We start from the raw sequence: 23,601 nt of genomic DNA on the forward strand, positions 1-23,601 counted from the left end.
TCGAATCCGGATGCGGGCAAAGCGGTCATTCGACGGGCGAGGCCTTCATGCGATGATCCTCCAACGGCAGGCCGAGCGCGGCCTGTATCGCGCGCGCCAGGAACTGGAGCGTCAGCAGCAGCATGCCGAAGGTGACGACCGCCTGCGGAAACCACAGCGGCGTATTGCTCGAGGTCGAAACCTGGCCGCGCACGAACGCGCTCCAGGCGAACTTCGCCATGGCCGAGGTCAGGAACGCCATGAAGGCGAATCCGGCCGCCGCCGAAAAGATCTCGAGCGCGCGCTGCACCGGCGCCGGTACGTTCTTCAGCAACAGCACGACGCGGATGTGCCCGCCGACGCGCAAGGTCATGGCGGCGCCGAAGGTGAAGGACGCCGCCATCAGATAGGAGGAATATTCCCACGCGATCGAGATGCTCGGCGGGAAGAACGGCAGGAAATTCGACAGGAAGCGGGTCGCGACCTCGCACAGCATCAGCAGCGTCAACGCAAGCAGGCATCCGCCGCCGATCCAGCCGTCGAGTCGGCCGAGGCGATCGATGCCGTCGAGGACGAGGCGCAGCGGCGCGGGCGCCGCTGCATTGAGGCTCTGCGGAGCTTCGGGCGAGATGCTCACCACGACATCGTCCTCAGCCGCGCTTCATTTCGGCGAGATAGGCCCGCACCGGCTTGTCGGCCGCCGCCACGCGCTTGAGGAAGGCGTCGAGCTGCGGCGCGGTCTTGGCCCGGATCTCCGTCATCATGGCTTGCGAGACCGGCACCACCTCCATGCCGCCTTCCTTGAGGCGGTTGAGGCTGTCGACATCGGCCTTGAGTGAATTGGCCCAGAAGCCCGGCTCCATCTTCGCCGCGATATCCGCAACGAGCTTCTGCTGGTCGGCGCTGAGCACCTTCCAGGCGTCGAGATTGACGGTGAGCATCTGCGACGACCAGACGTGGTTGGTCGGGTAGACGTATTTCAGGAATTCCCAGAACTTGCCGTCGACGCCCGACACCGACGAGGTGGAGACGCCGGCCACCGCGCCGGAGGCGAGCGCGGGAATGGTCTCGCCCCACGGGATCATCACCGCCGCCATGCCGATCGCATTGAGCATCTCGACGGCGTTCTTGTCGGGCACGCGGATCTTGATGTTCTTCAGGCCCTCGACATCGGCGACCTTCGCCTTCAGATGCAGGTACTGCGTCGGCCACGGCACGATGTAGAGGATCTTCTGGTTGTTGCGCGCGGCGATCTTCTCATATTCGGGCCGCACGTATTTGTGCAGCACCTTCAACTCCTCCACGGAGCCGCAGAGGAATGGGATGCTCTCGACGCCCATGAAGGGCTCGTCGCCGACCTGCTGGATGTTGAGGACGTCGGCGAGCGGCACCAGGCCGTCGCGCACGGCGCGCAGATGCTCGGGCCCCTTGAAGCCGAGCTGACCGCCAGCCTTCACGGTGATGGCAACCGCACCGCCCGTCTGCTTCTTCACCTCCTCGGCGAAGGCCATCGCGTTCTGGGTGTGGAAATTGCCGTCGGGCCAGACGGTCGACATGTCCCAGTTCGTCGCCGCCCGGGCGCGGGTCGAGATGTGGCCGGCGGCGAGCAGCGTTGCTGCACCCGCGGTGAAGTTACGTCGCGTGATCATGAACCCCCTCCGTTTTGCCAAACGCGTCGATGCGTCAACGCGCGTACCCATAAACCCTGACTGCATTCTCCGAGGACACGAGGCCGCTCGCGACGTCGTCACTCACGGCCGCACGATCGCGCGTCGCCGGATCTCCGATACCGGCGCCACCGGGCGTCAGCACCACCAGCCGATCATCCGGCGGCACCTGCTGAAAGCCCTTGCCGCGCAGTTTCTTGCCGGACTTGAGCCCGACATAGCCGGCCTCGCCGTCCCGGCCGCCATCGCGTCCGCGCGGCGGATGATCGATGCGATCGAACGCGGCGAGAATGTCGAACGGAGCATCGACGCCGCTGCCGACCTCGATGATCTGGCCGAGACCGCCGCGGGTGCGCCCTGCCCCGCCGGAATCTGGACGCAGTTCCTTGCGCCAGAAGATCAGCGGCGTCTGCGTCTCCGCGATCTCGACCGGCGTACCGCGCACGCCGCTGGGGTAGGCTGTGGCCGAGAGCCCGTCCTTGCCGAAACGCGCGCCGGTACCGCCATTGGAGGTCACCGCCATCGAGAACCCGTAATTGCCGCCGACGCCGCTACGCGTCTGTCCGCGGACGTTGAGATTCCACAGGCACGAGGTGCCTTCGGCCGGGACGCGCTCGGGAATGATCTGGCGCAGGCAGCCGAACACCACGTCGGGCAGCATCTGGCCGATGATGTGGCGCGAGGCGACCGGCGCGGGCTTCGGCGCATTGAGGATCGCGCCCGCTGGCGCCGACACCGTCAGCGGCGAGAGCGAGCCGGCATTGTTCGGGATCTGCGAGGCGACGACGCAGCCGAGGCCGAAAACGGTGTAGGCGGTGGTATAGGACAGCGGCACGTTGATGCCGAACTTCGAGGCGGCGGACGTCCCCTCGAAATCGACGTGAATGCCGGTATCCGAGATCGTCAGCGTCGCCGCCAGCGTCACCGGCGCATCATAGCCGTCGACGACCATGGTGTTGCGCCAGCTGCCCTTCGGCAGCTTGGCGATCTCGGCCAGCACCGCCTCGCGCGAGCGGTCGCAGATGTAGTCGCCGAGCTCGTCGAGCGTGTCGATGCCGAACTCGCTCATCATCTCGACCAGGCGCTCGCAGCCGACGTCGTTGCAGCCGGCGAGCGAATAGGTGTCGCCTTCGGTGTCGATCGGCAGCCGCGTGTTGGTGCGGATCATCGCCATCAGCGTCTCGTTGACGACGCCCTGGTCGATCAGCTTCAGCATGGGGATGTAGAGCCCCTCCATGAACACGTCGGTGGCATCGGGCCCGAAGCCGATGCCGCCGATGTCCATGAGGTGGCTGGTGCAGGAGAACAGCGCTACGACCTTGCCGTCCTTGAAGCACGGCGTGGTGACGACGAAGTCGTTGAGGTGGCCGGTGCCCATCCAGGGATCGTTGGTGATGTAGGCGTCGCCCTGCTTCATCGTCTCGATCGGGAAATGGTCGATGAAGTGCTTGACCGATTCCGCCATCGAGTTGACGTGGCCGGGCGTGCCGGTCACCGCCTGCGCCAGCATGCGTCCCTTGAGGTCGAACACGCCGGCGGAGAGGTCTCCGCATTCGCGCACGATCGGGCTGAATGCGGTGCGCAGCAGCACTTGCGCCTGCTCCTCGACCACGGCGATCAGCCGGTGCCACATGATCTGGAGGTCGATCAGGCTCGCGCCATTTGCCTTGCTCATGATCAGGCCGCCTTTCGTTCCATGACGATGCTGCCGGCACCATCTATGTGGGCATCAAAACTGTTGGAGACGAAGGTGGAGGTCTCGTCCTCCGCGATTACGGCAGGGCCGGCAATGGTGGCCCCCGGCGCCATGTCCTCGCGGCGATAGAGCGGGATTTCGATCACCTCGCCGGCGCGGCCGTCGAAGAATTTGCGGCTACCGACGGCCTGTCCAGCCGGCTTACGCGCCACGGAAGCGACGGCGGGCGGATTGCGCGCCTCGGTGGTGGCGAGCACCGACCAGCTCAGCACTTCGATCGCAGCGCCGGGGATCGGACGCTCGAACATCGCTGAATAATCGGCCTCGAACTGCTGGCGCAGACCAGCGAGATCGGCCGTCGTCAGCGGACGGTTCGGCAGCTCGACCGAGATCTCGTGGCCCTGCCCGACATAGCGCATGAAAGCCGCGCGGCGCTCGCGCACCGGTGCGCCGGCGGCTCCAGGCTCGACCAGCGCGCGCGCTTCGGTCGCCATCTCCTGAAGCAAGTCGGAGACCGCCGCGGTGTCGAAATCATCGAGCCGGACGTGACGGCTGCGCACCAGCTCGTAGGCGATGGGCGCTGCCAGGAATCCGACCGCCGAGCCGACGCCGGCATTCGAGGGCACGATCACGCGGGAGACGCCGATCTTCTCGGCAACGCGCGCCGCATGCAGCGGCGCAGCGCCGCCGAACGCGATCAGCGTGTGCTGGCCGACCACGGCACCGCGCTCGACCGCATGCACGCGCGCCGCGCTCGCCATGTTCTCGCAGACGACCTCGTGCACGGCATAGGCCGCGGTTTCCGCGGACAGGCCGAGCGGCACGCCGACGTCGCGGAGCAGGGCTTGCTTCGACAGCTCCGGATCGAGCTTGATGGTGCCGGCCGCGAATGCGTCGGGATCGATCATGCCGAGCGCGACGTCCGCATCCGTCACCGCGGGACGCTGGCCGCCACGGCCATAGCAGGCAGGCCCAGGTTCCGACGAGGCGCTCTCCGGGCCGACGGTGACGCGCTTCATGGCGTCGACATGGGCGATCGAGCCGCCGCCGGCGCCGATCTCGACCATCTCGATCACGGGAATGCGCACCGGCAGGCCGGAGCCCTTCAGGAAGCGCGCGGCGCGATCGACCTCGAACACGCGCGAGGTCTCGGGCTGGTATTTTTCGATGAGGCAGATCTTTGCCGTGGTGCCGCCCATGTCGAAGGACAGCACCTTGCTCTCGCCGAGCCGCGCTGCGATCTGGGCCGCGAAGATCGCGCCGCCGGCGGGACCGGATTCGACGAGGCGCACCGGAAAGCGACGCGCGGTCTCGATCGAGGTGACGCCGCCGCCTGACGTGACGAGGTAGATGGCGCCGCGAAACTGCTCGACCTGCAAGGCATCGGCCATGCGGGCGAGATAGCCATCGATCAGCGGCTGCACATAGGCATTCGCAACCGCCGTCGAGGTGCGCTCGTATTCACGGATCTCCGGACACACGGCCGACGACGCCGTCACCGAGATGCCAGGCATCTCCTCGCTGATGATCGTGGCCGCGCGGCGCTCGTGCTCTGGATTGGCATAGGAATGCAGGAAGGCGATGGCGACGCTCTCGACACCGAGCTCGCGCAATTTCGGCGCGAGCGCGCGCACAGAGGCTTCGTCCAGGGGGAGGCGAACGGCGCCGTGCGCGTCGATGCGCTCGGGCACGGTGAAGCGGAGGGCGCGGGGCGCAAGCGGCTTCGGCTTGTCGATGCCGAGATCATATTGGTCGTAACGGCTTTCGGTGCCGATATCGAGCACGTCGCGAAAGCCTTCGGTCGCGATCAGGGCCGTCTTGGCGCCCCGGCGCTCGATGATGGCGTTGGTCGCGAGCGTCGTGCCGTGAATGAAGACATCGATGTCGCTGATATGAGCACGCGCGTCCGTGAGAATGAGGCGCATGCCGTCGAGCACGGCCTGCTCGGGCCGCTGCGGCGTCGTCAGCACCTTGCGGGTTTTGCGGTCCTGCCCCACGTCCAGCACGATGTCGGTGAACGTGCCACCGATATCGACGGCAAGCCGTACCTCGGCTCCCTCAAGCATTCCAAATTCTCCGTGCTGATCGTCAAGACTGGGTCCAAAAGCGCAGCAATTCCCGTGCCATGAGGCATGCCTGCAGCGCTGTGCCCGGCTATTTTGCGCGGCACCTATGCAATAGGCAAGGCGTGTTCGCCGCCGGCGCGATCAGAGCAGGAATGCAAGCGCCGTTTCGCAGCGCTCCTCGACTTTCAGCGCCAGGAGATCGTCGGCGCGGGTGCGTCCGAGATTGACGGCGGCGATCGGAATGTTGCGCTGCGCAGCCGCCTGCACGAAACGGAAGCCGGAATAGACCATCAAGGACGAACCGACGACCAGCATGGCATCGGCCTGCGCCAGGTGATCCTTCGCCGTCGCCACCACGTCGCGCGGCACGTTCTCGCCGAAGAACACGACGTCGGGCTTGAGGATGCCGCCGCAGGCTTCGCATGAGGGCACCTCGAAGGAGGAAAAATCCTCGTGCTCCAGATCGGCATCGCCGTCGGGCGCATCGGCGGCATCGAGCGTCAGCCACTGCGCATTGGCGCGGCCAAGCTCGTGCTGAAACGCCTCGCGGGGCATCTTCGCCCCGCAGCCCATGCAGCGGACCAGATCGAGCCGGCCATGCAGGTCGATCACCTGCCGGTGGCCGGCCGACTGATGCAGCCGGTCGACGTTCTGAGTCAGCAACATCCCGCACCGCCCGTTCGTCTCGAGCCGGGCCAACGCGTGATGCGCATCGTTCGGCCGCGCCTGGCCGAACCGCCGCCAGCCGATCAGGCTGCGCGCCCAATAGCGCCGGCGCGTCTGCTCGTCCGACATGAACGCCTGGAAATTGACCGGCTGGGTCCGTTTCCAGTTGCCGTGACTGTCGCGATAATCGGGAATCCCTGAGTTGGTGCTGCAGCCGGCGCCGGTCAGCACGAACAGGCGTTCGTGCCGGCCGATGAACTCTTCGAGCGGAGGTCTTGCTGGAGGGAGAGGGACGTTCGTCATGGCGCATGATGTAGTTCGCGCCGGCCCGTTTTGCCAGATGACGACAATCGCCGGCGCATGCCTAGCGCGGAGACCGCCGTCCCGTGCGATCGAGCGGACGAGCTTGCTCTTGTCCCGCGCTCCGCGCGGCCTGCTGCAGCGTCAGCCGGAACTCGTCCCGCTTCGCGTGCACCGAGGCGATCGCATGCCCGACCGCAACGCCGAGACCGACCAGCGCTGCTTCCGAGAGCTGCAGGCTCGCCTCGATGGTTTCCGGCACCGCATCGGTTGCCCCGATCGCGTAGAGGTGGCGGGCATGATCGGCGTCCCGCGCGCGCGACACGATCAGCACATCTGGACGCACCGCCCGGATCCGCTCGACGATCGCATCGATCGCCGGCCGCGACTGGATGGTGATGATCACGCCGGTCGTTTGCATCAGGCCGCAAGCTTCGAGGAAGCCCAGCTCCGTCGCATCGCCGAAATAAACCTTGTGACCGTCGCGGCGGTCGCGCGCCACGCCGACGGCCTCGTGATCGACCGCGATGTAATTCAGGCCATGGCCGGTCAGCAGCGAGCAGACCACCTTGCCAACACGGCCATAGCCGACGACGATGGCTTGTGCCCGGTCGCCGGGCGGCCGAGCCGCGAGTTCGGGATCTGGTGTGCGTTCGCTGCTCAGCTTGGCGGCCAATCGGCGCCCGAGCATGCCCAGAAGCGGTGTCAACGCCATCGTCACGGCGGTGACGGCCACCGCAAAGCCCGACACGCCGGGTTCGATCATGCCCCCGGCCGCGGCCATTCCGATGCTGACGAAGGCGAATTCGCCGACGGGGCCCAGCAGGAAGCCGATCTCGATTGCCGCCGGCCATGAGAGCCTGAAGAGGCGACCCAGGATGATGAGCACGATCGCCTTGCCGACGAGAATGCCGACGACGGCGGCCAGCAGCCAGCCGGGCTCGCGCAGAAACACGCGGACGTCGATGGCCATCCCGACGGTGAAGAAGAAGATACCCAGCAGCAGGCCCTTGAACGGCTCGACGGTGGCCTCGATGGCTTTGCCATATTCGGTTTCCGCCAGCATCAGTCCCGCAACGAAGGCGCCGAGCGCCATCGACAGGCCCGCCTGGTGGGCCGCGAGCCCCGCGCCGACGATGACGAACAGGGTCGCCGCGACGAACAACTCCGTCGAATGGGTGCCCGCGACCATCTGGAAAAGCGGACGCATCAACAGCCGCCCGATCAGAATCAGGGCAACGACTGCCATGACCGCCTTCAGGATGGCACTGGAGACGTGCGCCACGACCGAGCCGCCGCTGTCTGCGCCGAGCACCGAGACGAAGACGAGAATCGGGACGACCGCAAGATCCTGCGCCAGCAGCACCGAGAAGCTGGCGCGCCCGGCCGTTGTCGCAAGCCGCCTCTCGCTGGAGAGAAGCTCGAGCACGATCGCCGTCGAGGAGAGCGCAAGGCTCGCGCCGAGGATGACCGCGGCATCGGAGTCTTGCCCCGACAGAAGCGCCGCGCCGAATATCAAGGCGGACGTCGTCACCACCTGCAGGCCGCCAAGCCCGAACACCAGGCGCCGCATCGTGACGAGCCGCCGGAAAGACAATTCGAGCCCGATCAGGAACAGCAGGAAGACGATGCCGAGATTGGCGATCCCCTCGACGTTGTGCGCGTCCGTCACCGTGAACCAGTACAGGAATGGCAGTTGCTGCACGAGCGAGCCGAGCCCAAGCGGACCGAGAATGGCGCCGGCACCGAGATAGCCCAGCACCGGATTGATGCCCCAATGGCGTACGATGGGCACCACGACGCCGGCAGTCCCAAGGACCACCAGCGCGTCGCTATAGGCGTTGATGTTGATGGTCGTGGTCACGGGCCCGTCACGCGTCGGCGTCTGCCGAAAGTGGCAGCTCCGTCCGGGGTCGATAGCACACGGCACCACAGTCCCCAACCGGCGCTTGGTCCATCCCGGCGCGACGCACGCCGAGTCCGGCGCCGAAGTTCAGCTCGCCCAGTTCTCCCGGAACTCGGGAAACAGCGTCACACCTCCGCAGGCGTAGATGGTCTGCCCGGTGATGTAGCTCGCATCCTCGGAGGCGAGGAAGGCGAATACGGCGGCGATCTCCTCCGGCGTACCGACACGGCCGAGCGGAATGTGGCTGGTGACGACACCGCGCTTTTCGGGATCGCCGGTCCAGGCCGCGTTAATGGGCGTGTCGATCGCGCCGGGACCGACCGCGTTGACGCGGATACCTCGACCGGCGAATTCCAGCGCCAGCGTGCGGGTCAGGCCGGCCATGCCGCTCTTGCTGATGGAGTAGGCGAGATAGCCGGGCTTCGGAACGATTTGATGGATGCTCGAGCAGTTGATGATGCTGCCGCCTCCGCCACGCGCGACGAAATGGGCGAGCGCCTTCTGGGCACAGAGCACGGCGCCGTTCAGGTTCACGTCGATGATCCGGCGATAGGTCTCGATGTCCAGGGCTTCGCTCGGCGATTCCCGCTGAAAGCCGGCATTGTTGACGAGACAGTCGAGGCGCTTCCAGCGCGCCAGGATCGTCTCGAACATCGCGGCGATGTCCTGCTCGTTGCCGACATCGGCCTTGACGATGACATGGTCGGGCTTGCCATGGCCACGGTCGCTCGATGCCGCCAGCGCCAGCGCGAGCGTCTCCTCGGCCCCCTCGGCGCTGCCGAAATAATTGACGGCGACCGTCGCGCCTTCCTGGGCGAGCCGGACGGCGACGGCGCGGCCAATCCCTTGCGAAGCACCGGTCACCAGCGCGTATTGGCCGACGAGGCGCGAGGAAAAGGAGGTCGAGCGTTCTGTTTGCGGCATATGTTCTCTCCGGGATGCATCATCATGGATGGAACCGGCGTTTTATTCCACCCGGTTGTGCATACGCTACGCGCATTCCTGGACCCGGTGCGGCCGGTAGCTGGGAGGAATCGATCGGCCAAGGCGAGGCCGGTCACAAGGCACTCGACACATCCGCCGGTCGTTGAGGATCGGCCGGCGGCGCCGCATGCCTGGGCTGCAAAGGCAGGCACTCCGATTATCGGAACGGCCGCGAGCCTGCCCCATCCAGAGCCTGCCGCCGCCGGCCGTCACCGTGGTGGCCGCGATCGACAACAAGCGCGCATGCGGCTTAGCGAGCGATCTTCGTGCAAACAGACAAAAATGTGATTGTCGCTTCAGCGGCGGCCATCACATGATGCAAGTCATGCATGATTCAGATCATGCATGATCAATGCGTTTCGGGGCACACTCTATGACACAAATCGCGATCCAGCCAGCCATTCACCGCCGGCACCAGCCCTGGTACAAGATCCTCTACGTCCAGGTGCTGATCGCGATCGCAGTCGGCGTGCTCATCGGCTATTTCTATCCCGATCTCGGCAAGGCCTTGAAGCCGCTCGGCGACGGCTTCATCGCGTTGATCAAGATGATGATCGCGCCGGTGATCTTCTGCACCGTGGTGCACGGCATCTCCTCGATGGGCGATCTCAAGCGCGTCGGCCGGGTCGGGCTGAAGTCGCTGATCTATTTCGAGACGGTGTCGACCGTCGCGCTCGCGGTCGGCCTTCTGGTCGGCGAGGTGCTGCAGCCCGGACGCGGCTTCAACATCGATCCAGCCACCATCGATCCGAAATCGGTGGCTTCATACGTCAGCAAGGCCCACGAAGACGGCATCGTCGCCCATCTGATGGCGATCATCCCCGACAGCTATCTGGGCGCGATCGCGCGCGGCGACCTGTTGCAGGTACTGCTGATCTCGATCCTCTCCGGCTTCGCCATCGCCTTCCTCGGCAAGGCAGGCGAGCCCATTGCGAATGCGATCGACACGGCCGCGAAGATGTTCTTCGGCATCATCCGCATCATCGTGCGCGTCGCGCCGATCGGCGCCTTCGGCGCGATGGCGTTCACCGTCGGCGCCTACGGCCTCGGCTCGCTGCTCAACCTCGCGGCGCTGATCGGCACGTTCTATCTCACCAGCATCCTGTTCGTGCTGGTCGTGCTGGGTGCGATCGCTCGCCTCGCCGGCTTCTCGATCCTGCGCTTCATCGCCTACATCAAGGACGAGCTGCTGATCGTGCTCGGCACGTCCTCCTCCGAGACGGTGCTGCCGCAGATGATCCAGAAAATGGAGCATCTCGGCGCCTCGCGCTCGGTCGTCGGCCTCGTCATTCCGACGGGGTACAGCTTCAATCTCGACGGCACCAACATCTACATGACGCTGGCGACCTTGTTCCTGGCGCAGGCAACCAACACGCATCTGACCATCTGGCAGGAGCTCGGCATTCTGGGCATCGCCATGATCACCTCGAAGGGCGCCTCGGGCGTCACCGGCGCCGGCTTCATCACGCTCGCGGCAACGCTCTCGATCGTACCTGACATTCCGATCCAGTCGATCGCGATCCTGGTCGGCATCGACAAGTTTATGAGCGAGTGCCGCGCGCTGACCAATCTGATCGGCAACGGCGTCGCCTGCGTCGTCATCAGCATCTCCGAAGGCGAGCTCAACCGTGAAGCCCTGCACGAGACCATGGCCCATCCGTTGGAGATGGGCGAGGCGCTGGAGCCGGGCGGTGGCGGGTAGATCGAAGGCAGGCGAAGTTCAATTTCTGACGCGGCAGTTTCCCGGAGTGGAAAAATCAGGGGATAAGCGTCACAGCAGCGGCACTGCGATCACGGATTCATACTCATTCTTGTCTACCCGACACGCTGGGGCTGGGCGTCGAGCTTTTGCTATTCGAACGATGTGCCTTTCGACTCACGTCCGCCGGGGGAGATCGAGCTGCCGCGTGATCCCGATTGCCTGCAGGAATGCCTCGTCATGACTGACGACAAGCAGCGCGCCGTCATAGGCCTTCAGGCCGGCCTCGACGGCTTCGATGGACTCGAGGTCCAGATGGTTGGTCGGCTCGTCGAGGATCAGCAGGGATGGCGGAGTCACCCCGCCAAGCACACAGGCAAGGCCTGCACGAAACAACTGCCCGCCGCTCAGGCTTCCGACGATCTGCAAGGCAGCATCGGCGCGAAACATGAACCGCGCCAGCGCGGCATGGCATTCATTCGCTCCCGCCTTCGGATTGAGACGGCCAAAATTGTTCAGGATGGAGGTCGCGGGATCGAGCAGGCTGACCTTCTGGTCGAACAGCGCGAAGTCCGGCCTGACCCGCACGATGCCGGAGAGCGGGCGCAGCTCGCCCGCGATCAATTTCAGCAGCGTCGTCTTGCCAGAGCCGTTCGGGCCGCCCAGCGCGACGCGCTCCGGACCGACGATCGCGAGCGATAGATCGCGGAAGACCGGCCGCTCCGGCCGATAGCCCGCACTGACGCCGTCGAGCCAGAGCACTTCCCTGCCCGCCGGCAGGCCGGTCGCCGGCAACCCGACCGACAATGGCTGAACAATCTCGATACGCCGGCGCGCCGTGTCCGCAGCATCGATGGCCTCTGCGCGCCGCCGCTCGGCGATTTGCGCGCTCCTGCCACCGCTGTCCTCACTGCGATCCTTGCGTGCTCCGGCCAGGATGCGCGGCATGTCGCCCTTGGCGCGCTTCTTCCTGCCGCCGCCGTCCCTGCGCGCTTTCCTTTCCGCGGCCTCTTGCGCCTTGCCGTCAATCTCCGACAGGCGCCTTTCGGCATGGGCGAGATCATGCCTGGCGGCCGCAAGCTCGACGGCCTTCTGCGCGCGGTACCGGCTCCAATTGCCGCCGTATCGCATGGCTCCCAGCGACGTCAGCTCGACGATCGCATCCATCGTCTCCAGCAAGCCCCGGTCGTGGCTGACGACGATCGCCCCGCCACGCCAGGTGGCGAGCAGATCAGTCACCGCCTTGCGTGCGTCCCGATCGAGATTGTTGGTGGGCTCGTCCAGGAGCAGGAAGTCGGGCGCGGCGAAGATCAGTGCGGCGAGTCGAAGCCGCGTGATCTGGCCGCCGGACAGGCAAGACAGCTCCGTGTCGGGAGACGGATCGAACCCGAGGCGGGCCAGCGCGGTCTCGAGCCGCGTCTCGAGCGTCCAGTCAATCGCAGCGATCTCATCGGCCGAGGCATCGCCTCGCTCTGCACGGCGAAGCAGCTCCAGCGCCCGGCGCACGCCGAACAGGTCGGCTACGGTCGCGCCGGCGAGCACCTGCACATCCTGCCGCAACAAGCCGATGGTGCCGTTGATCAGAACGCGCCCTGATTGGGGCACATGCTCCCCCAGGATCGACGCAAGCAACGTCGTTTTCCCGACGCCGTTGCGGCCGACCAGGCCGGTCCGCTCGGCCGCGAATGTCAGATCGATGTTGGAGAGAAGAGAGCGGCCGTCAGGCGTGGACAGCGACAGGTTCGACAGAATGATCGAGGCAGGCATGGAATTCCCCGTGAGCAAGGCAGGTGGGCTTTGCGGTCGGGGTCATATCCATGGCGGCACGTATCCTGATTGAGGAGCTCTCCAAGTAGTCCCATCGAAGGGCAAGATCAAGGCGGGCGCGCGGAGGACGACAGCGCAGGAGGCGCCGTCGTCCTCCGTCGCCGTGCGCCATCAACCCTTCAAAGCGGTCACCACCACCTCGATCAGCGCGCCGCCGCCGAGATCGGCGACGCCGACGGTGGCGCGGGTCGGCAGATTGTCGCCGAAGAACTCGGTCCAGGCCGCATCCATCTCCTTCTTCCTGGAGAGATCGGTGACGAAGATCGAGGCGCTCACGACGCGGGACTTGTCCGTTCCCGCTTCCTTCAGATAACCGGCGATCTTGCCGAGGATGTTGCGGGTCTGCTCGCCCATCGAGACCGAGGTGTCGTCGGCAATGGTGCCACCAAGGAAGACGAAGCCATTGGCCTCGACGGCGCGGTGCATGATGGGCGTGCGGATGCTGCGGGTGATGCTCATGATGTCCTTTTGTTGCTAGAGCATGGAAGGATGGAAGCGGTCGATGCCGAGACCGCTGATCCGGGTCTGGGTGCCGCCATTGACGATCAGCTCCGCCATGACGGCGCCGGCGCCGGGGCCGAGCTGGAAACCGTGCAGCGAAAAGCCGAACTGGTGATAGAGACCCTCGTGACGGCTGCTCGGCCCGAACACCGGCAAATCGTCCTTCATCCTGGCCTCGATGCCGGCCCAGGCGCGGACGATGGTGGCGCTGCGCATCACCGGAAACAGCTCGAACACGGTCTGCGCGCTGGTCGCAAGGCTCTTCCAGTCCAGCACCGTCTCGTTGCGATCCTGATCGGGCGTCGCCAGATGTCCGCCGCCGATCAGCACCGTGCCGTTGTTGAATTGCTTGAAGGAGAGCTTTCGCCCGCGCAGGATCACGACGGGATCGATGAAGTGCGGCACGCGCGAGGTGATCATCAGCATCGGCGCCACGGTCTCGACTGGCACGGGCTCGCCGAGGTCGGCGGCGATCCTGCCGGCCCAGGCGCCCGCCGCATTGACCAGCACCGGCGCGGCAAAGCTCTCGGGGCCGGCATCGACGCGCCAGAGGCCGTCTTTATGACGGATGTTGCAGGCGGCCACGCCCTCGCGCACAATGGCGCCCAGCTGCTCGGCCTTGCGGCGGAACGCCGTCGTCGTCTGCGCCGGATTAGCCGCGCCATCGCGGCGCGAGACCACACCGCCGGGACAGGCTTCGGCGACGGCCGGCACGAGGCGCCGCAGTTCAGTCGCGTCGATCAGCTCTTCATGGGTGAAGCCCAGCGCATTGAGCTCGGCAACGCGCGCGCGGCAGACCGCGAGCTCGTCCTCATTCTCGGCAACCAGCACCTGGCCGTAGCTCTCGAAGCTGCAATCGTCGTCGAGGAGATCCGTGATCTTCTCCCAGATGCCCATCGAGCGGATCGACAACGGGATCTCCGGGATATGCCGCGCGAGCTGACGGACGCCACCGGCATTGACGCCGGAGGCGTGACGGCCGGCATAGTCCTTCTCGATCAGCACCGGCTTCAAGCCGGCGAGACACAGATGCAGCGTGGTCGAGCATCCGTGGATGCCGCCGCCAATGACGATTGCATCCACGATCCGGGTCACCCGCGCACCACCGCCTTGACGTCGGCCTCGCTCTTCGGAACGGCCGCGAGCTCCGCAAGCGTGATCGGCTTCACCGGCGCGCGCAGCCGGTAATAGCCGATCTCCTGCGGACTCTTGCCGCGCGCCTGCGCCATCAGCTCGGTGACGGTGAGGCCGCAGAGGCGACCCTGGCACGGGCCCATGCCGGTGCGGCGGTAGGCCTTGAGCTGGTTCGGCCCGGTCGCGCCGATCTCGACGGAATCGAGAACGTCCTTTGCGGTGACCTCCTCGCAGCGGCAGACGATGGTGTCGCCTGTGGGTATCCGGAACTGCGGCGCGGGCCGGAACAGCGTGTCGAGGAAGACGCGACCGCGTTCGGCCTTGGCGAGGTCGGCGCGGAGCTGCGCCATCGGTGCGAGCTTCGCGGCAGCCATCGGGGCCAGCGCTTCGACCGCGGCACGCGCCGCGATACGGCCACGCACCACGGCGGCGTTCGCACCGCCGATCCCCGCGCCGTCGCCGGCGATCGCGATGCCTGCAACCGACGAGTTTCCGCTCGCATCAAGCACCGGCGACCAGCACAGTTGCAGATCATCCCAACGATGCTCGACGCCGGCCGCCATTGCCAGGTTGACGTTGGGCACGACACCCTGATGCAGCAGCAACAGATCGGCGGGAATGGTCTCGCGCTTGCCGCCCGCAACATAGCTAACGCCGGCGAGCTGACCGTCACCGGACGCGGCAAGCTCCGTCACGCCGGAGACGACCCGCACCTTCGCCTTCACCTCGCGCATCATCGCGATGCCCTTGGCGAAATAGGGCGAGGTGAGGAAGGCGAAAGCGTGCGGCAACGCCGCGAAATAATTGCCTCGTCCGGTGGTGTCCAGGATGCGGTCGATGCGGCCTCCGAGGCGGAGGATCTGCGCGGCGAGCAGCCAGAGCAGCGGCCCCTGCCCCGCGATCACCGTGGGTCCGTCGGGCACCAGCGCCGACGATTTCAGCATGGTCTGCGCCGCACCGGCCGTCATCACGCCCGGGAGCGTCCAACCGGGGATCGGGAACGGCCGCTCCAGCGCGCCGGTCGCCAGAATCACGCGCTTGGCCTTGACGAAGGCGGACGCGCCACCGACCGACACGGCGATGTCGAGATTGCGGTCGAGACTCCAGACCGTCGCGCGATGGATGACCTCCGCGTTGCTCGCCCCGAGCGATCTCACGAGATCGGCTCCGACCCAATAATCGGCGCCGAGCCGATTGCGGTCGGTCACCGGCGTCGAAGAGATCGCGCGGAACACCTGGCCGCCGGGACCGATGTTCTCGTCGAGCAGCAGCGTCGACAGGCCGGCGTCGGCGGATGTTGCGGCAGCAGCAAGGCCGGCAGGCCCCGCGCCGATCACCACGACGTCATAATCTTCGCGCTTGGGAGCCACAGTCATTTTCCGATCTCCCGCTTGCCCTTCTGGATTTCGATCTGCATGCCCTCGGCGACGGGCACGAGGCAGCCCTGGCGGTTGCCGACGCCGTCGATGGTGACGAGGCAGTCGAAGCACACGCCCATCATGCAATAGGGCAGGCGCGATGCGCCGCTCACCGCCGTCGAGCGCCGTGCGTCGACGCCGGAGGCCAGCAGCGCGGCGGAGACGGTGTCGCCGTGGCGCGCTGCGACGGCGACGCCGTCGACGAAGATCTGCACCGGTGGACGCTTGTCCTGCTCGGATCTCTTGAACATGGGATGCCTCTTGGCTCCTTTGGAATCTCTAATAGCCGCTGCTGTTCGCGGCACCCGCGCCGCCAAAACGGCTGGCGGAGAACGCGCCGACCACCTCCGGCTCGAGCGCGCCCTGCGCCACCATGCGCGCGATCTCGAAGGCGTGGTTGGAGGCGAGCGTCACGCCGGAATGGCAGCAGGCGACGAAAGCGCCGGGATGGGTCTCCGACTGGTCGTAGATCGGAAAGCCGTCCTGCGGCATCACGCGGATGCCGGCCCAGCTCCTGACCACGTTGAGCCGCGACAGATGCGGGAACATGCGCTGGGCGCGATCGGTCATGACAGCGCTGATCGAGTGCTTCAGGGTGCGGTCGTCCAGCTCGTCCTCCTTGCTGTCGCCGATCATCACCGTGCCCTCGTCGGTCTGGCGGATCGTGGTCAGCGGATGCGGCAGGAACGGCACGGTGCGCTCGGTCACCACGATCTGGCCGCGGGTCGGCCCCATCGGCGCATGGAGGCCGACCATCGGCGCCAGCGTCTGGTTGGCGTTGCCGGCGGCGAGCACGATCTTGGCGGCACGCAGCTCGCCCTTCGGCGTGGCCAAGCGAAATTCACCGCCGCTCTTGCTGATCGCCGAGACCGGCCGCTCCGGAAGGTAGTCGATCCCGAACGCCTTGAAGCCGGTATGGAACGCGCGGAACGTACGCAGCGAGTTCACATGTCCATCAAGAGGACAATAGCTGCCGCCGGAGACCTCAGGGCCGATCAGCGGAAGCGACTTCTTCACCTCGGATGCGGGCAGCATCTCCATCTTGTAGTCGGCGGCGCCTGCCTGGTTGTGCATGCGCTTGACCAGCTCGGTGCGCTGGCCGAATTCGTCTTCGCCGAGCGTGAGATGAAAGCCGCCATTCTGCTGGAGGCAAACGTCCAGCCCGGTCTGCTGCTTCAGCTCCGAGGCGAGCCGGCTCCACGTTTCCGCCGCCCGCACGGTCCACACCGTATAGGCGGGCATCCCGAGCCCCTTGCTCTGCACCCAGACCAGCGCAAAGTTCGCGCGCGAGGCGCGCTTGGTGATGTCGCCTTCGTCGAGCACCGCGACCGTCTTGCCGAGCCGGCCGAGGCCCCAGGCAATGGCGGAGCCGAGCAGTCCGCCGCCGACGACGGCGACGTCGTAATCCGTACGCATAGATTCTCCTATCGCCCCGTATCGCCCTTGCCGGCGAGCACGCGGTCGAGCCCGTAGAAGCGGTCGAGCAGAATGAGGGCGGCCATGGTGATCGCGATCACGCAGGCCGAGACCGACGTCACCAGCGGATCGATGTTGTCCTGGATGTAGAGGAACATGCGCACCGGCAGCGTTTCGGTACCAGGCGCGGCAAGGAAGACGGTCATGGTGAGATCGTCAAAGGACTGGATGAAGGCGAGCGCCCAGCCGCTGATGACGCCGGGCAGGATCAGCGGCAGGGTCACGCGGCGGAACAGCGTCCAGCCGCCGGCGCCGAGCGAGACCGCCGCCATCTCGACCGTGCGGTCCATGCCGGTCGCGGCCGCCAGCGTCAGCCGCAGCGCGAACGGAAACACGATGATGACATGCGCGATGATCAGCGCGGCAAAGCTGCCGCCCAGCCCCGCCGAGGTGAAGAAGCGCAGGAACGCGATGCCGAGCACGACGTGCGGGATCATCAGCGGCGACAGGAACAGCGCCGCCAGCGCGTCGCGGCCGCGGAAGCGGTAGCGCGCGAGCGCGAGCGCGGCGGGCACGGCGAACAGCAGCGCCACCAGCGAGGACAGCGCGCCGAGGCCGAGGCTGACCCAGAAGGCGTGTATGAACTCGGGATAGTTCGCGATGGTCCTGAACCAGCGCAGCGAGAAGCCGTTGGTCGGCAGCGACAGATATCCTTCAGGCGTGAACGCGACGAGGCAGACCACCAAAATCGGCGCCACCATGACGATGACGAAGATGGCGTGGAAGATCAGCGCCAGTGGGCCGTTCCGTCTCATCGGAACACCTCCGCATAGCGGCGCTCGATCAGCGCGTTGCTGCCGACGACGATCAGCACAAGGGCGGCCAGCAGCAGCGTTGCCACGGCGGCGCCGAGCGGCCAGTTCAGCGTGTTGAGGAATTCGTCATAGGCGAGTGTCGCGGCGACCTTGAGCCGGCGGCCGCCGATGATCGCGGGCGTCGCGAAGGCGCTGGCCGACAGCGAGAACACGATGATGGCGCCCGACAGCACGCCCGGCATGATCTGGGGCATGATGATGCGGCGGATGATCGTCATGGGGCCGGCACCGAGCGACATCGCGGCGTTCTCGATCTGCGGATCGAGGCGCTGGAGTGCGGCCCACACCGACAGCACCATGAACGGCATCATCACGTGCGCGAGCGCGACCACCATGCCGGTTTCCGTGAACATGAAGGGAATGGGCGAGCGCATCACGCCGAGCGACATCAGCAGTTTGTTGACGAGGCCGTTGTTACCGCCGAATAGCAGCGCCCAGCCGAGCGTGCGCGCGACGACGGAGATCAAGAGCGGTCCGAGGATGACGAGCAGGAAAAAGCTCTTCCAGCGGCCGCTCATGCGGTTGAGGATGTAGGCTTCGGGCGCTCCTAACAGTGCCGTGAGCAGCGTCGTCAGGATCGCGATGCGGAAGGTCCGCCAGAACATCTCCGCGTAATAGGGGTCGGTCGCGATCTCGTGCCAGTTCTTGAGGATGAAGACCGGCTCGATGCCCTTGTACTGGCCCCAATCGTGGAACGACAGCATCACCGTCATCGCCAGCGGAATCAGCAGCACGCCGACGAACAGCATCAATGCAGGCGCCGTCAGCGCCCACGGCGTACGCGCACTGCCCTCCTCCGCGGCCGCGCTCATGCGCCAGCCCTCGCGCGGACGCTCATGTCCTCGGGCCGCCAGGTGAGCCGGACCGCGTCGCCTTCGGCCGGCTGCGCCTTGCCGTCGTTCTGGCGGATCACGATCGCCGGTCCGCATTCGCTCTCGCACTGGAACAGCCAGTGATTGCCCTGGAAGATGCGCGTGATGATCTTTGCGCTGAGCCCTGTCCCGCCAAAGCCGATTCTCTCCGGGCGAATGCTGACGGTGACGGGACCGCCGAGCCCGGCCGGCGCCGGTGCGCGCCAGGAGCCGGCTACCAACTGCGTCGGCGCGACGGTCCGGTCGATTGTTCCGGCAAAGTCGTTGGTCTTGCCGAGGAATTGCGAGACGAAGGCCGAGGCCGGCCTTTCATAAGTCTCCTGCGGCGTGCCGATCTGCTCGATCTTGCCCTGGCTCATCACCACGATGCGGTCGGACAGCGACATCGCCTCGTTCTGGTCGTGGGTGACCAGGATCGTGGTGGTGCCGATGGTGCGCTGGATCTGGCGTAGCTCGATCTGCATCTCTTCGCGCAGTTTCGCATCGAGGTTGGACAGCGGCTCGTCGAGCAGCAGCACGCTCGGCTTGATCACCAACGCGCGCGCCAGTGCCACGCGTTGCTGCTGGCCGCCGGACATGCGGCGCGGATGACGGTCCTCAAAGCCCGCGAGGCCCACCATCGCGAGCGCGGCGCGGACGCGCTCTGACCTTTCAGCGCGTGGCACGCTGCGCATCTCGAGGCCAAAGGCGACGTTTTCCGCCGCGGTCATGTGCGGAAACAGCGCGTAGCTCTGGAACACGATGCCGAGGCCACGCTTGGCCGGATGAACCGCGGTCAGGTCCTTGCCCTCGAGGCGAATGGCGCCGCGCGTGGGATCGAGGAAGCCCGCGATCATCTGCAATGTCGTGGTCTTGCCGCAGCCGGACGGGCCGAGAAAGGAGATGAACTCCCCCTTCCCCACCGACAGGCTGAAGTCTTCGACCACAGTCTGCGCGCCGAACTCTTTTGCGACCCGATCGAGCTCGAGATAGGCCATGACGCTGTCTCCGCCGCGACGATCAGCGCTCGACCTCGCGGTTCCAGCGCTTGGTCCACTCCTCGCGCTTCTCGTTGATGACGGTCCAATCCGGATTGTAGAGCTTGGCGGCGCGCTCGCCGATCGGCGCCATCTTGCCCAGCTCGGGCGGGATCACCAGCGATTTCAGCACCGGGCCGTAGCCGTAATCCTTCAGCAGCACGAGCTGGATCTTCGGATCGAGCAGCATCTTGACGAAGCTCGCAGCGAGCGGCGAAGCGTTGGGCTTGTTGATCGGACACGCCGTGGTTAGCAGGGTCGCCGCGCCTTCCTTGGGATAGACGAAGTCGACGGGAAAGCCGGTGTTGGCAAAGCTCTGCACGCGGCCCGTGCCCCACACCGCGATCACGGCCTGGCCGGACTGGAACAGCTCGGTCATCTTGCCCGGCGACGGCTCATAGGCGAGCACGTTCGGATTGATCTGCTCCTTGAAGATCTTGAAGCCGGAATCGACGTTGGTCTCGCCGCCGCCGTTCATCTTCGAGAGCATCACCAAAGCCTCGAGACCGTAGGTGTTGTTGATCGGCGGGATCACGAGCTGCTTGGCGTATTTCGGATCCTTCAGGTCGTTCCACGAGGTCGGCGGCGCCCAGCCTTTCTCCTTGAACACCTTGGTGTTGTACATCAGGCCGGTGGCGACGATGCCGATCGCGACGGCGCGATCGTCCTTAAAGCGCGCAGTGTCGTAGAGATCGGCGGGCAAGCCGTCGAGCTTGCCGCAGAAGCCGAGCTGGATCGCCTGGTACATCGGGCCGTCGTCGACGATAGCAACGTCGATCTGCTGGTTGCCTTTCTGCGCCTGAAGCTTTGCCAGCGTGTCGGTGGAGTTGCCGGCGACATACTCGACCTTGACACCGTTTGCCTTCTCGAAGGCCGGGATCACCTCGTCGCGGATCGTCTTCTCGAACGAGCCGCCATAGCCGGCGACATAAAGCGTTTTCTGCTGGGCCGAGGCGACCGAGGGGGCGGCAATGAGCGCTGCGATGCTGACCGCGGTCAGAAGGCGAAGAGTCTTCATATGGACTGATCTCCAATACCGGAATGAGGTGACGTGCCGACAAGTCTCCGGCCGAAGCGCCTGCCGCATTTCCTTCCGCGCAAACCCTCTCCGACCAGGGCTCCGGCGCCCGTTCGGCGATTCTGGCGCGGTCTGGAGGTTCGAAGCCCTCCAATCTGCCGAAAAAGCGGGCTGTCTCCAGCTCTGATGAAAAAGATCGCAACCTATACTTCCATCGTCCAATGAATAATGGCACCCTCTGCATGCTAAAATGTTATGATTGGATCATGGGATGGCGCGGATCAATTCGCGGCAGGTGGAGGCCTTCCGAGCGACGATGCTGACCGGCAGCGTCACCGAGGCGGCGAAGCTGATGGCGGTGACGCAACCCGCGGTCAGCCGGCTGCTGCGCGACTTCCAGGCGCTGCTCAAGATGGAGCTGTTCGAGCGGCGCGGCACCGGCCTGGTGCCGACCGCGGCGGCGATGGCGCTCTACACCGAGGTCGAGCGCTCCTTCGTCGGCCTCGAGCGCATCACCGCGGCGGCCGAGGAGATCCGCGGCCGCCGCACCGGCTCGTTGCGCATCGCCGCGCTGCCGGCGCTGGCAAACGGCTATCTGCCGCGCCTTGCCGGACACTTCCTGATGGAGCGTCCCAATCTCAACCTTGCCTTCTTCGGCGTGATCTCGCCGATCGTGGTCGACTGGGTGCTGAACAACCAATGCGACATCGGCTTTGCCGAGGTGCCGATCGCGCATTCCGGCCTGCCGAGCCAGCGGCTGCCCGCCTTGGCACGCGTCGCGGTGCTGCCGACCGGTCATCATCTGGCCGAGAAAGAGGTGCTGGAGCCGCGCGATTTCGAGGGCGAGACCTTTATCTCGCTATCGGCGGGTTCGTCGAGCCGGCATCTCGTCGACCAGGTCTTTCATCGCCACGATGTCCGCCGCGTGCTCAGGGTCGAGACCACGCTGTCGGAGATCATGTGCGGCATGGTGTCGTCGGGGCTAGGCGTTTCGATCTGCGATCCCTTCACCGCGCAGGAATTTGCAACGCGTGGCGTCGTCGTGCGGCGCTTCCTGCCGCGCATCGACTTCGAATTCTCCGCGGTCTTTCCGGCGCAGCGCAGCCCCTCGCCGGTGGCGCTGGACCTGGTCGAGACGATGGGCAAGGCGCTGGTGGAGTTCGAGGACGAGCCTGCACGGGATTTTGCGCCCGGTTGACCTGGTCTGCTATGGTCCCGCGGTACTCTATCGCCTCCGCGGGTAACACATGGCACGCATCACGATCATTGAGACGGGGCTCGTTCCTGAAGAGCATCGTGAGCGCCATGGCTCATTTCCGCACATGTTCGCGCGCATGATCCGCACCGAGGACCCCACAGCTACGGTCGACGTCGTCAGCATCCCCAACGGTGACGCGCTTCCCCATCCCGGCAAGCTCCAAGCGGTGCTGATCACCGGCGCCGCGGCGGGCGTCTATGACGGGCTCGACTGGATCGCGCCGCTGGAGGATTTTGTCCGCAAGGCTTACGCCAGCAAGACGCCGATGGTCGGCGTCTGCTTCGGCCACCAGCTGATCGCGCAGGCACTCGGCGGCACGGTCCGCAAATCGGAGCACGGCTGGGGCATCGGCCGGCATGTCTATCAAGTGCTGCCGGAGAACGGCGTGATTGACGGCGAAGCGGTTGCGGTTGCCGCCTCGCATCAGGACCAGGTGATCGAGCCGCCAAGCGACGCGCTGACGATCCTCTCGTCCGACTTCACCCCGCATGCCGGCCTGCTCTACGCCAATGGCACGACGCTGACCGTCCAGCCGCATCCGGAGTTTGACGTGGAGTTCGCGCGAGTGTGCTGCGAGCTGCGCGAAGGGAAAGCGCCGGAGGAGGTCGTTGCCACGGCGAGGCAGTCTCTCGCGCAGCCGCTGGACAGCGCGAAGCTCGGCGGCGCGATCACGCGGTTCTTGGCGCGCGGATTTATCTCCTCATCCTGAGGGCCCGCCAAAGGCGGGCGTCTCGAAGGATGAAGGCCCGGATGCAGCAGCGGGGCCTGCATGGTTCGAGACGCCGCTGCGCGGCTCCTCACCATGAGGATCGACCAGTTGCTTGCGCGGCTCAGAACGGATCCGTTCCTAGCCCCGGCACATCGGCCGGCCTTGGCCCGGGCGCAGGCCAGTGAAACCGCCGATCCTTCTCAGTGATCGCAACGTCGTTGATCGACGCCTCCCGCCGCTTCATCAGGCCGTGCTCGTCGAACTCCCACTGCTCGTTGCCGTAGGAGCGATACCATTGGCCACTTCCATCATGCCATTCGTACTGGAAGCGCACGGCGATGCGGTTGCCGTCGAAGGCCCAGAGGTCCTTGATCAGGCGATAATCCTGCTCCTTTTCCCATTTGCGGGTGAGGAAGGCGACGATGGCTTCGCGCCCCTGAAACACCTCCGAACGATTGCGCCAGCGGCTGTCCTCGGTGTAGGCGAGCGACACGCGCACCGGATCGCGCGAATTCCAGGCGTCCTCGGCCATGCGGGCTTTTTGCGCGGCAGTCTCGCGGGTGAAGGGTGGAAGCGGCGGGCGCGACATGGTGG

21 protein-coding genes are annotated in these 23,601 nt (G+C 65.9%); 3 read left to right on the forward strand and 18 right to left on the reverse strand.

The genetic code is table 11. From position 1 onward, the window contains the following. Positions 1-25 precede the first annotated feature (25 nt). The 7 genes from AC3WLX_RS16720 to AC3WLX_RS16750 form a co-directional block, all read right to left on the reverse strand. Positions 26-619, reverse strand: a complete 594-nt coding sequence (locus AC3WLX_RS16720) for a TRAP transporter small permease subunit (RefSeq protein WP_492336766.1) — start codon at positions 617-619, stop codon at positions 26-28. A 10-nt stretch (positions 620-629) separates the two neighbouring features. After that, positions 630-1,628, reverse strand: a complete 999-nt coding sequence (locus AC3WLX_RS16725; protein ID WP_492336767.1) for a TRAP transporter substrate-binding protein — start codon at positions 1,626-1,628, stop codon at positions 630-632. 34 nt (positions 1,629-1,662) lie between these two features. Further along, the gene (locus AC3WLX_RS16730) at positions 1,663-3,321 is read right to left on the reverse strand and encodes a hydantoinase B/oxoprolinase family protein (RefSeq protein ID WP_291622200.1); all 1,659 of its coding nucleotides are present in this window, start codon (positions 3,319-3,321) and stop codon (positions 1,663-1,665) included. A gap of 2 nt (positions 3,322-3,323) precedes the next feature. Then, a complete protein-coding gene (locus AC3WLX_RS16735) occupies positions 3,324-5,408 on the reverse strand; it encodes a hydantoinase/oxoprolinase family protein (protein ID WP_492336768.1) in 2,085 nt (694 codons plus the stop codon). Positions 5,409-5,549: 141 nt separating this feature from the next. Next, a complete protein-coding gene (locus AC3WLX_RS16740) occupies positions 5,550-6,377 on the reverse strand; it encodes an NAD-dependent protein deacetylase (protein WP_492336769.1) in 828 nt (275 codons plus the stop codon). Positions 6,378-6,438: 61 nt separating this feature from the next. Beyond that, positions 6,439-8,238: a cation:proton antiporter domain-containing protein gene (locus AC3WLX_RS16745; RefSeq protein WP_492336770.1), complete on the reverse strand. Its 1,800-nt coding sequence runs from the start codon at positions 8,236-8,238 to the stop codon at positions 6,439-6,441. Positions 8,239-8,367: 129 nt separating this feature from the next. Then, complete coding sequence (locus AC3WLX_RS16750) at positions 8,368-9,204, reverse strand: SDR family oxidoreductase (protein ID WP_492336771.1); 837 nt, start codon at positions 9,202-9,204, stop codon at positions 8,368-8,370. Between the two features lie 433 nt (positions 9,205-9,637). On the opposite strand from AC3WLX_RS16750, the gene AC3WLX_RS16755 reads away from it, so the two are divergent. Beyond that, positions 9,638-10,966, forward strand: coding sequence for a dicarboxylate/amino acid:cation symporter (locus tag AC3WLX_RS16755; RefSeq protein ID WP_492336772.1), 1,329 nt, complete (start codon positions 9,638-9,640; stop codon positions 10,964-10,966). A 174-nt stretch (positions 10,967-11,140) separates the two neighbouring features. Here AC3WLX_RS16755 and AC3WLX_RS16760 read toward each other — a convergent pair whose 3' ends face one another. From AC3WLX_RS16760 to AC3WLX_RS16805, 10 genes are all read right to left on the reverse strand, one after another. Continuing rightward, entirely contained in the window at positions 11,141-12,730 is a 1,590-nt protein-coding gene (locus AC3WLX_RS16760; protein WP_492336773.1) for an ABC-F family ATP-binding cassette domain-containing protein, read from the reverse strand. 171 nt (positions 12,731-12,901) lie between these two features. Beyond that, positions 12,902-13,249 (reverse strand): RidA family protein, encoded by a 348-nt coding sequence (locus AC3WLX_RS16765; RefSeq protein ID WP_061880884.1) that lies wholly within the window; start codon positions 13,247-13,249, stop codon positions 12,902-12,904. Between the two features lie 15 nt (positions 13,250-13,264). After that, positions 13,265-14,386: an NAD(P)/FAD-dependent oxidoreductase gene (locus AC3WLX_RS16770; protein ID WP_492336774.1), complete on the reverse strand. Its 1,122-nt coding sequence runs from the start codon at positions 14,384-14,386 to the stop codon at positions 13,265-13,267. Continuing rightward, positions 14,383-15,801, reverse strand: coding sequence for an FAD/NAD(P)-dependent oxidoreductase (locus tag AC3WLX_RS16775; RefSeq protein ID WP_492336775.1), 1,419 nt, complete (start codon positions 15,799-15,801; stop codon positions 14,383-14,385). Before AC3WLX_RS16775 ends, AC3WLX_RS16770 begins: the two co-directional genes overlap by 4 nt. After that, positions 15,798-16,094: a (2Fe-2S)-binding protein gene (locus tag AC3WLX_RS16780; RefSeq protein WP_492336776.1), complete on the reverse strand. Its 297-nt coding sequence runs from the start codon at positions 16,092-16,094 to the stop codon at positions 15,798-15,800. The genes AC3WLX_RS16775 and AC3WLX_RS16780 overlap by 4 nt, the downstream gene beginning before the upstream one ends. A 28-nt stretch (positions 16,095-16,122) precedes the next feature. After that, positions 16,123-17,259 (reverse strand): NAD(P)/FAD-dependent oxidoreductase, encoded by a 1,137-nt coding sequence (locus AC3WLX_RS16785; protein WP_492336777.1) that lies wholly within the window; start codon positions 17,257-17,259, stop codon positions 16,123-16,125. An 8-nt stretch (positions 17,260-17,267) separates the two neighbouring features. After that, positions 17,268-18,074 carry an ABC transporter permease gene (locus AC3WLX_RS16790; protein WP_492336778.1) on the reverse strand — a complete coding sequence of 269 codons (807 nt, stop codon included), beginning with the start codon at positions 18,072-18,074 and terminating at the stop codon, positions 17,268-17,270. Beyond that, positions 18,071-18,946 carry an ABC transporter permease gene (locus AC3WLX_RS16795; protein WP_492336779.1) on the reverse strand — a complete coding sequence of 292 codons (876 nt, stop codon included), beginning with the start codon at positions 18,944-18,946 and terminating at the stop codon, positions 18,071-18,073. Before AC3WLX_RS16795 ends, AC3WLX_RS16790 begins: the two co-directional genes overlap by 4 nt. Then, complete coding sequence (locus tag AC3WLX_RS16800; protein WP_492336780.1) at positions 18,943-19,983, reverse strand: ABC transporter ATP-binding protein; 1,041 nt, start codon at positions 19,981-19,983, stop codon at positions 18,943-18,945. Before AC3WLX_RS16800 ends, AC3WLX_RS16795 begins: the two co-directional genes overlap by 4 nt. 22 nt (positions 19,984-20,005) lie before the next feature. Then, a complete protein-coding gene (locus AC3WLX_RS16805) occupies positions 20,006-21,040 on the reverse strand; it encodes an ABC transporter substrate-binding protein (RefSeq protein ID WP_492336781.1) in 1,035 nt (344 codons plus the stop codon). A 271-nt stretch (positions 21,041-21,311) separates the two neighbouring features. Here AC3WLX_RS16805 and AC3WLX_RS16810 point away from each other — a divergent pair, with 271 nt between their 5' ends. Further along, on the forward strand, positions 21,312-22,238 hold the full coding sequence (locus AC3WLX_RS16810) for a LysR substrate-binding domain-containing protein (RefSeq protein WP_492336782.1): 927 nt from the start codon (positions 21,312-21,314) through the stop codon (positions 22,236-22,238). A gap of 49 nt (positions 22,239-22,287) precedes the next feature. After that, positions 22,288-23,007: a type 1 glutamine amidotransferase gene (locus tag AC3WLX_RS16815; RefSeq protein ID WP_492336783.1), complete on the forward strand. Its 720-nt coding sequence runs from the start codon at positions 22,288-22,290 to the stop codon at positions 23,005-23,007. A 121-nt stretch (positions 23,008-23,128) separates the two neighbouring features. Here AC3WLX_RS16815 and AC3WLX_RS16820 read toward each other — a convergent pair whose 3' ends face one another. After that, on the reverse strand, positions 23,129-23,596 hold the full coding sequence (locus tag AC3WLX_RS16820) for a nuclear transport factor 2 family protein (protein WP_492336784.1): 468 nt from the start codon (positions 23,594-23,596) through the stop codon (positions 23,129-23,131). Positions 23,597-23,601 lie beyond the last annotated feature (5 nt).

It is taken from the genome of Bradyrhizobium sp. FW305-F6 (genome assembly GCF_058782905.1).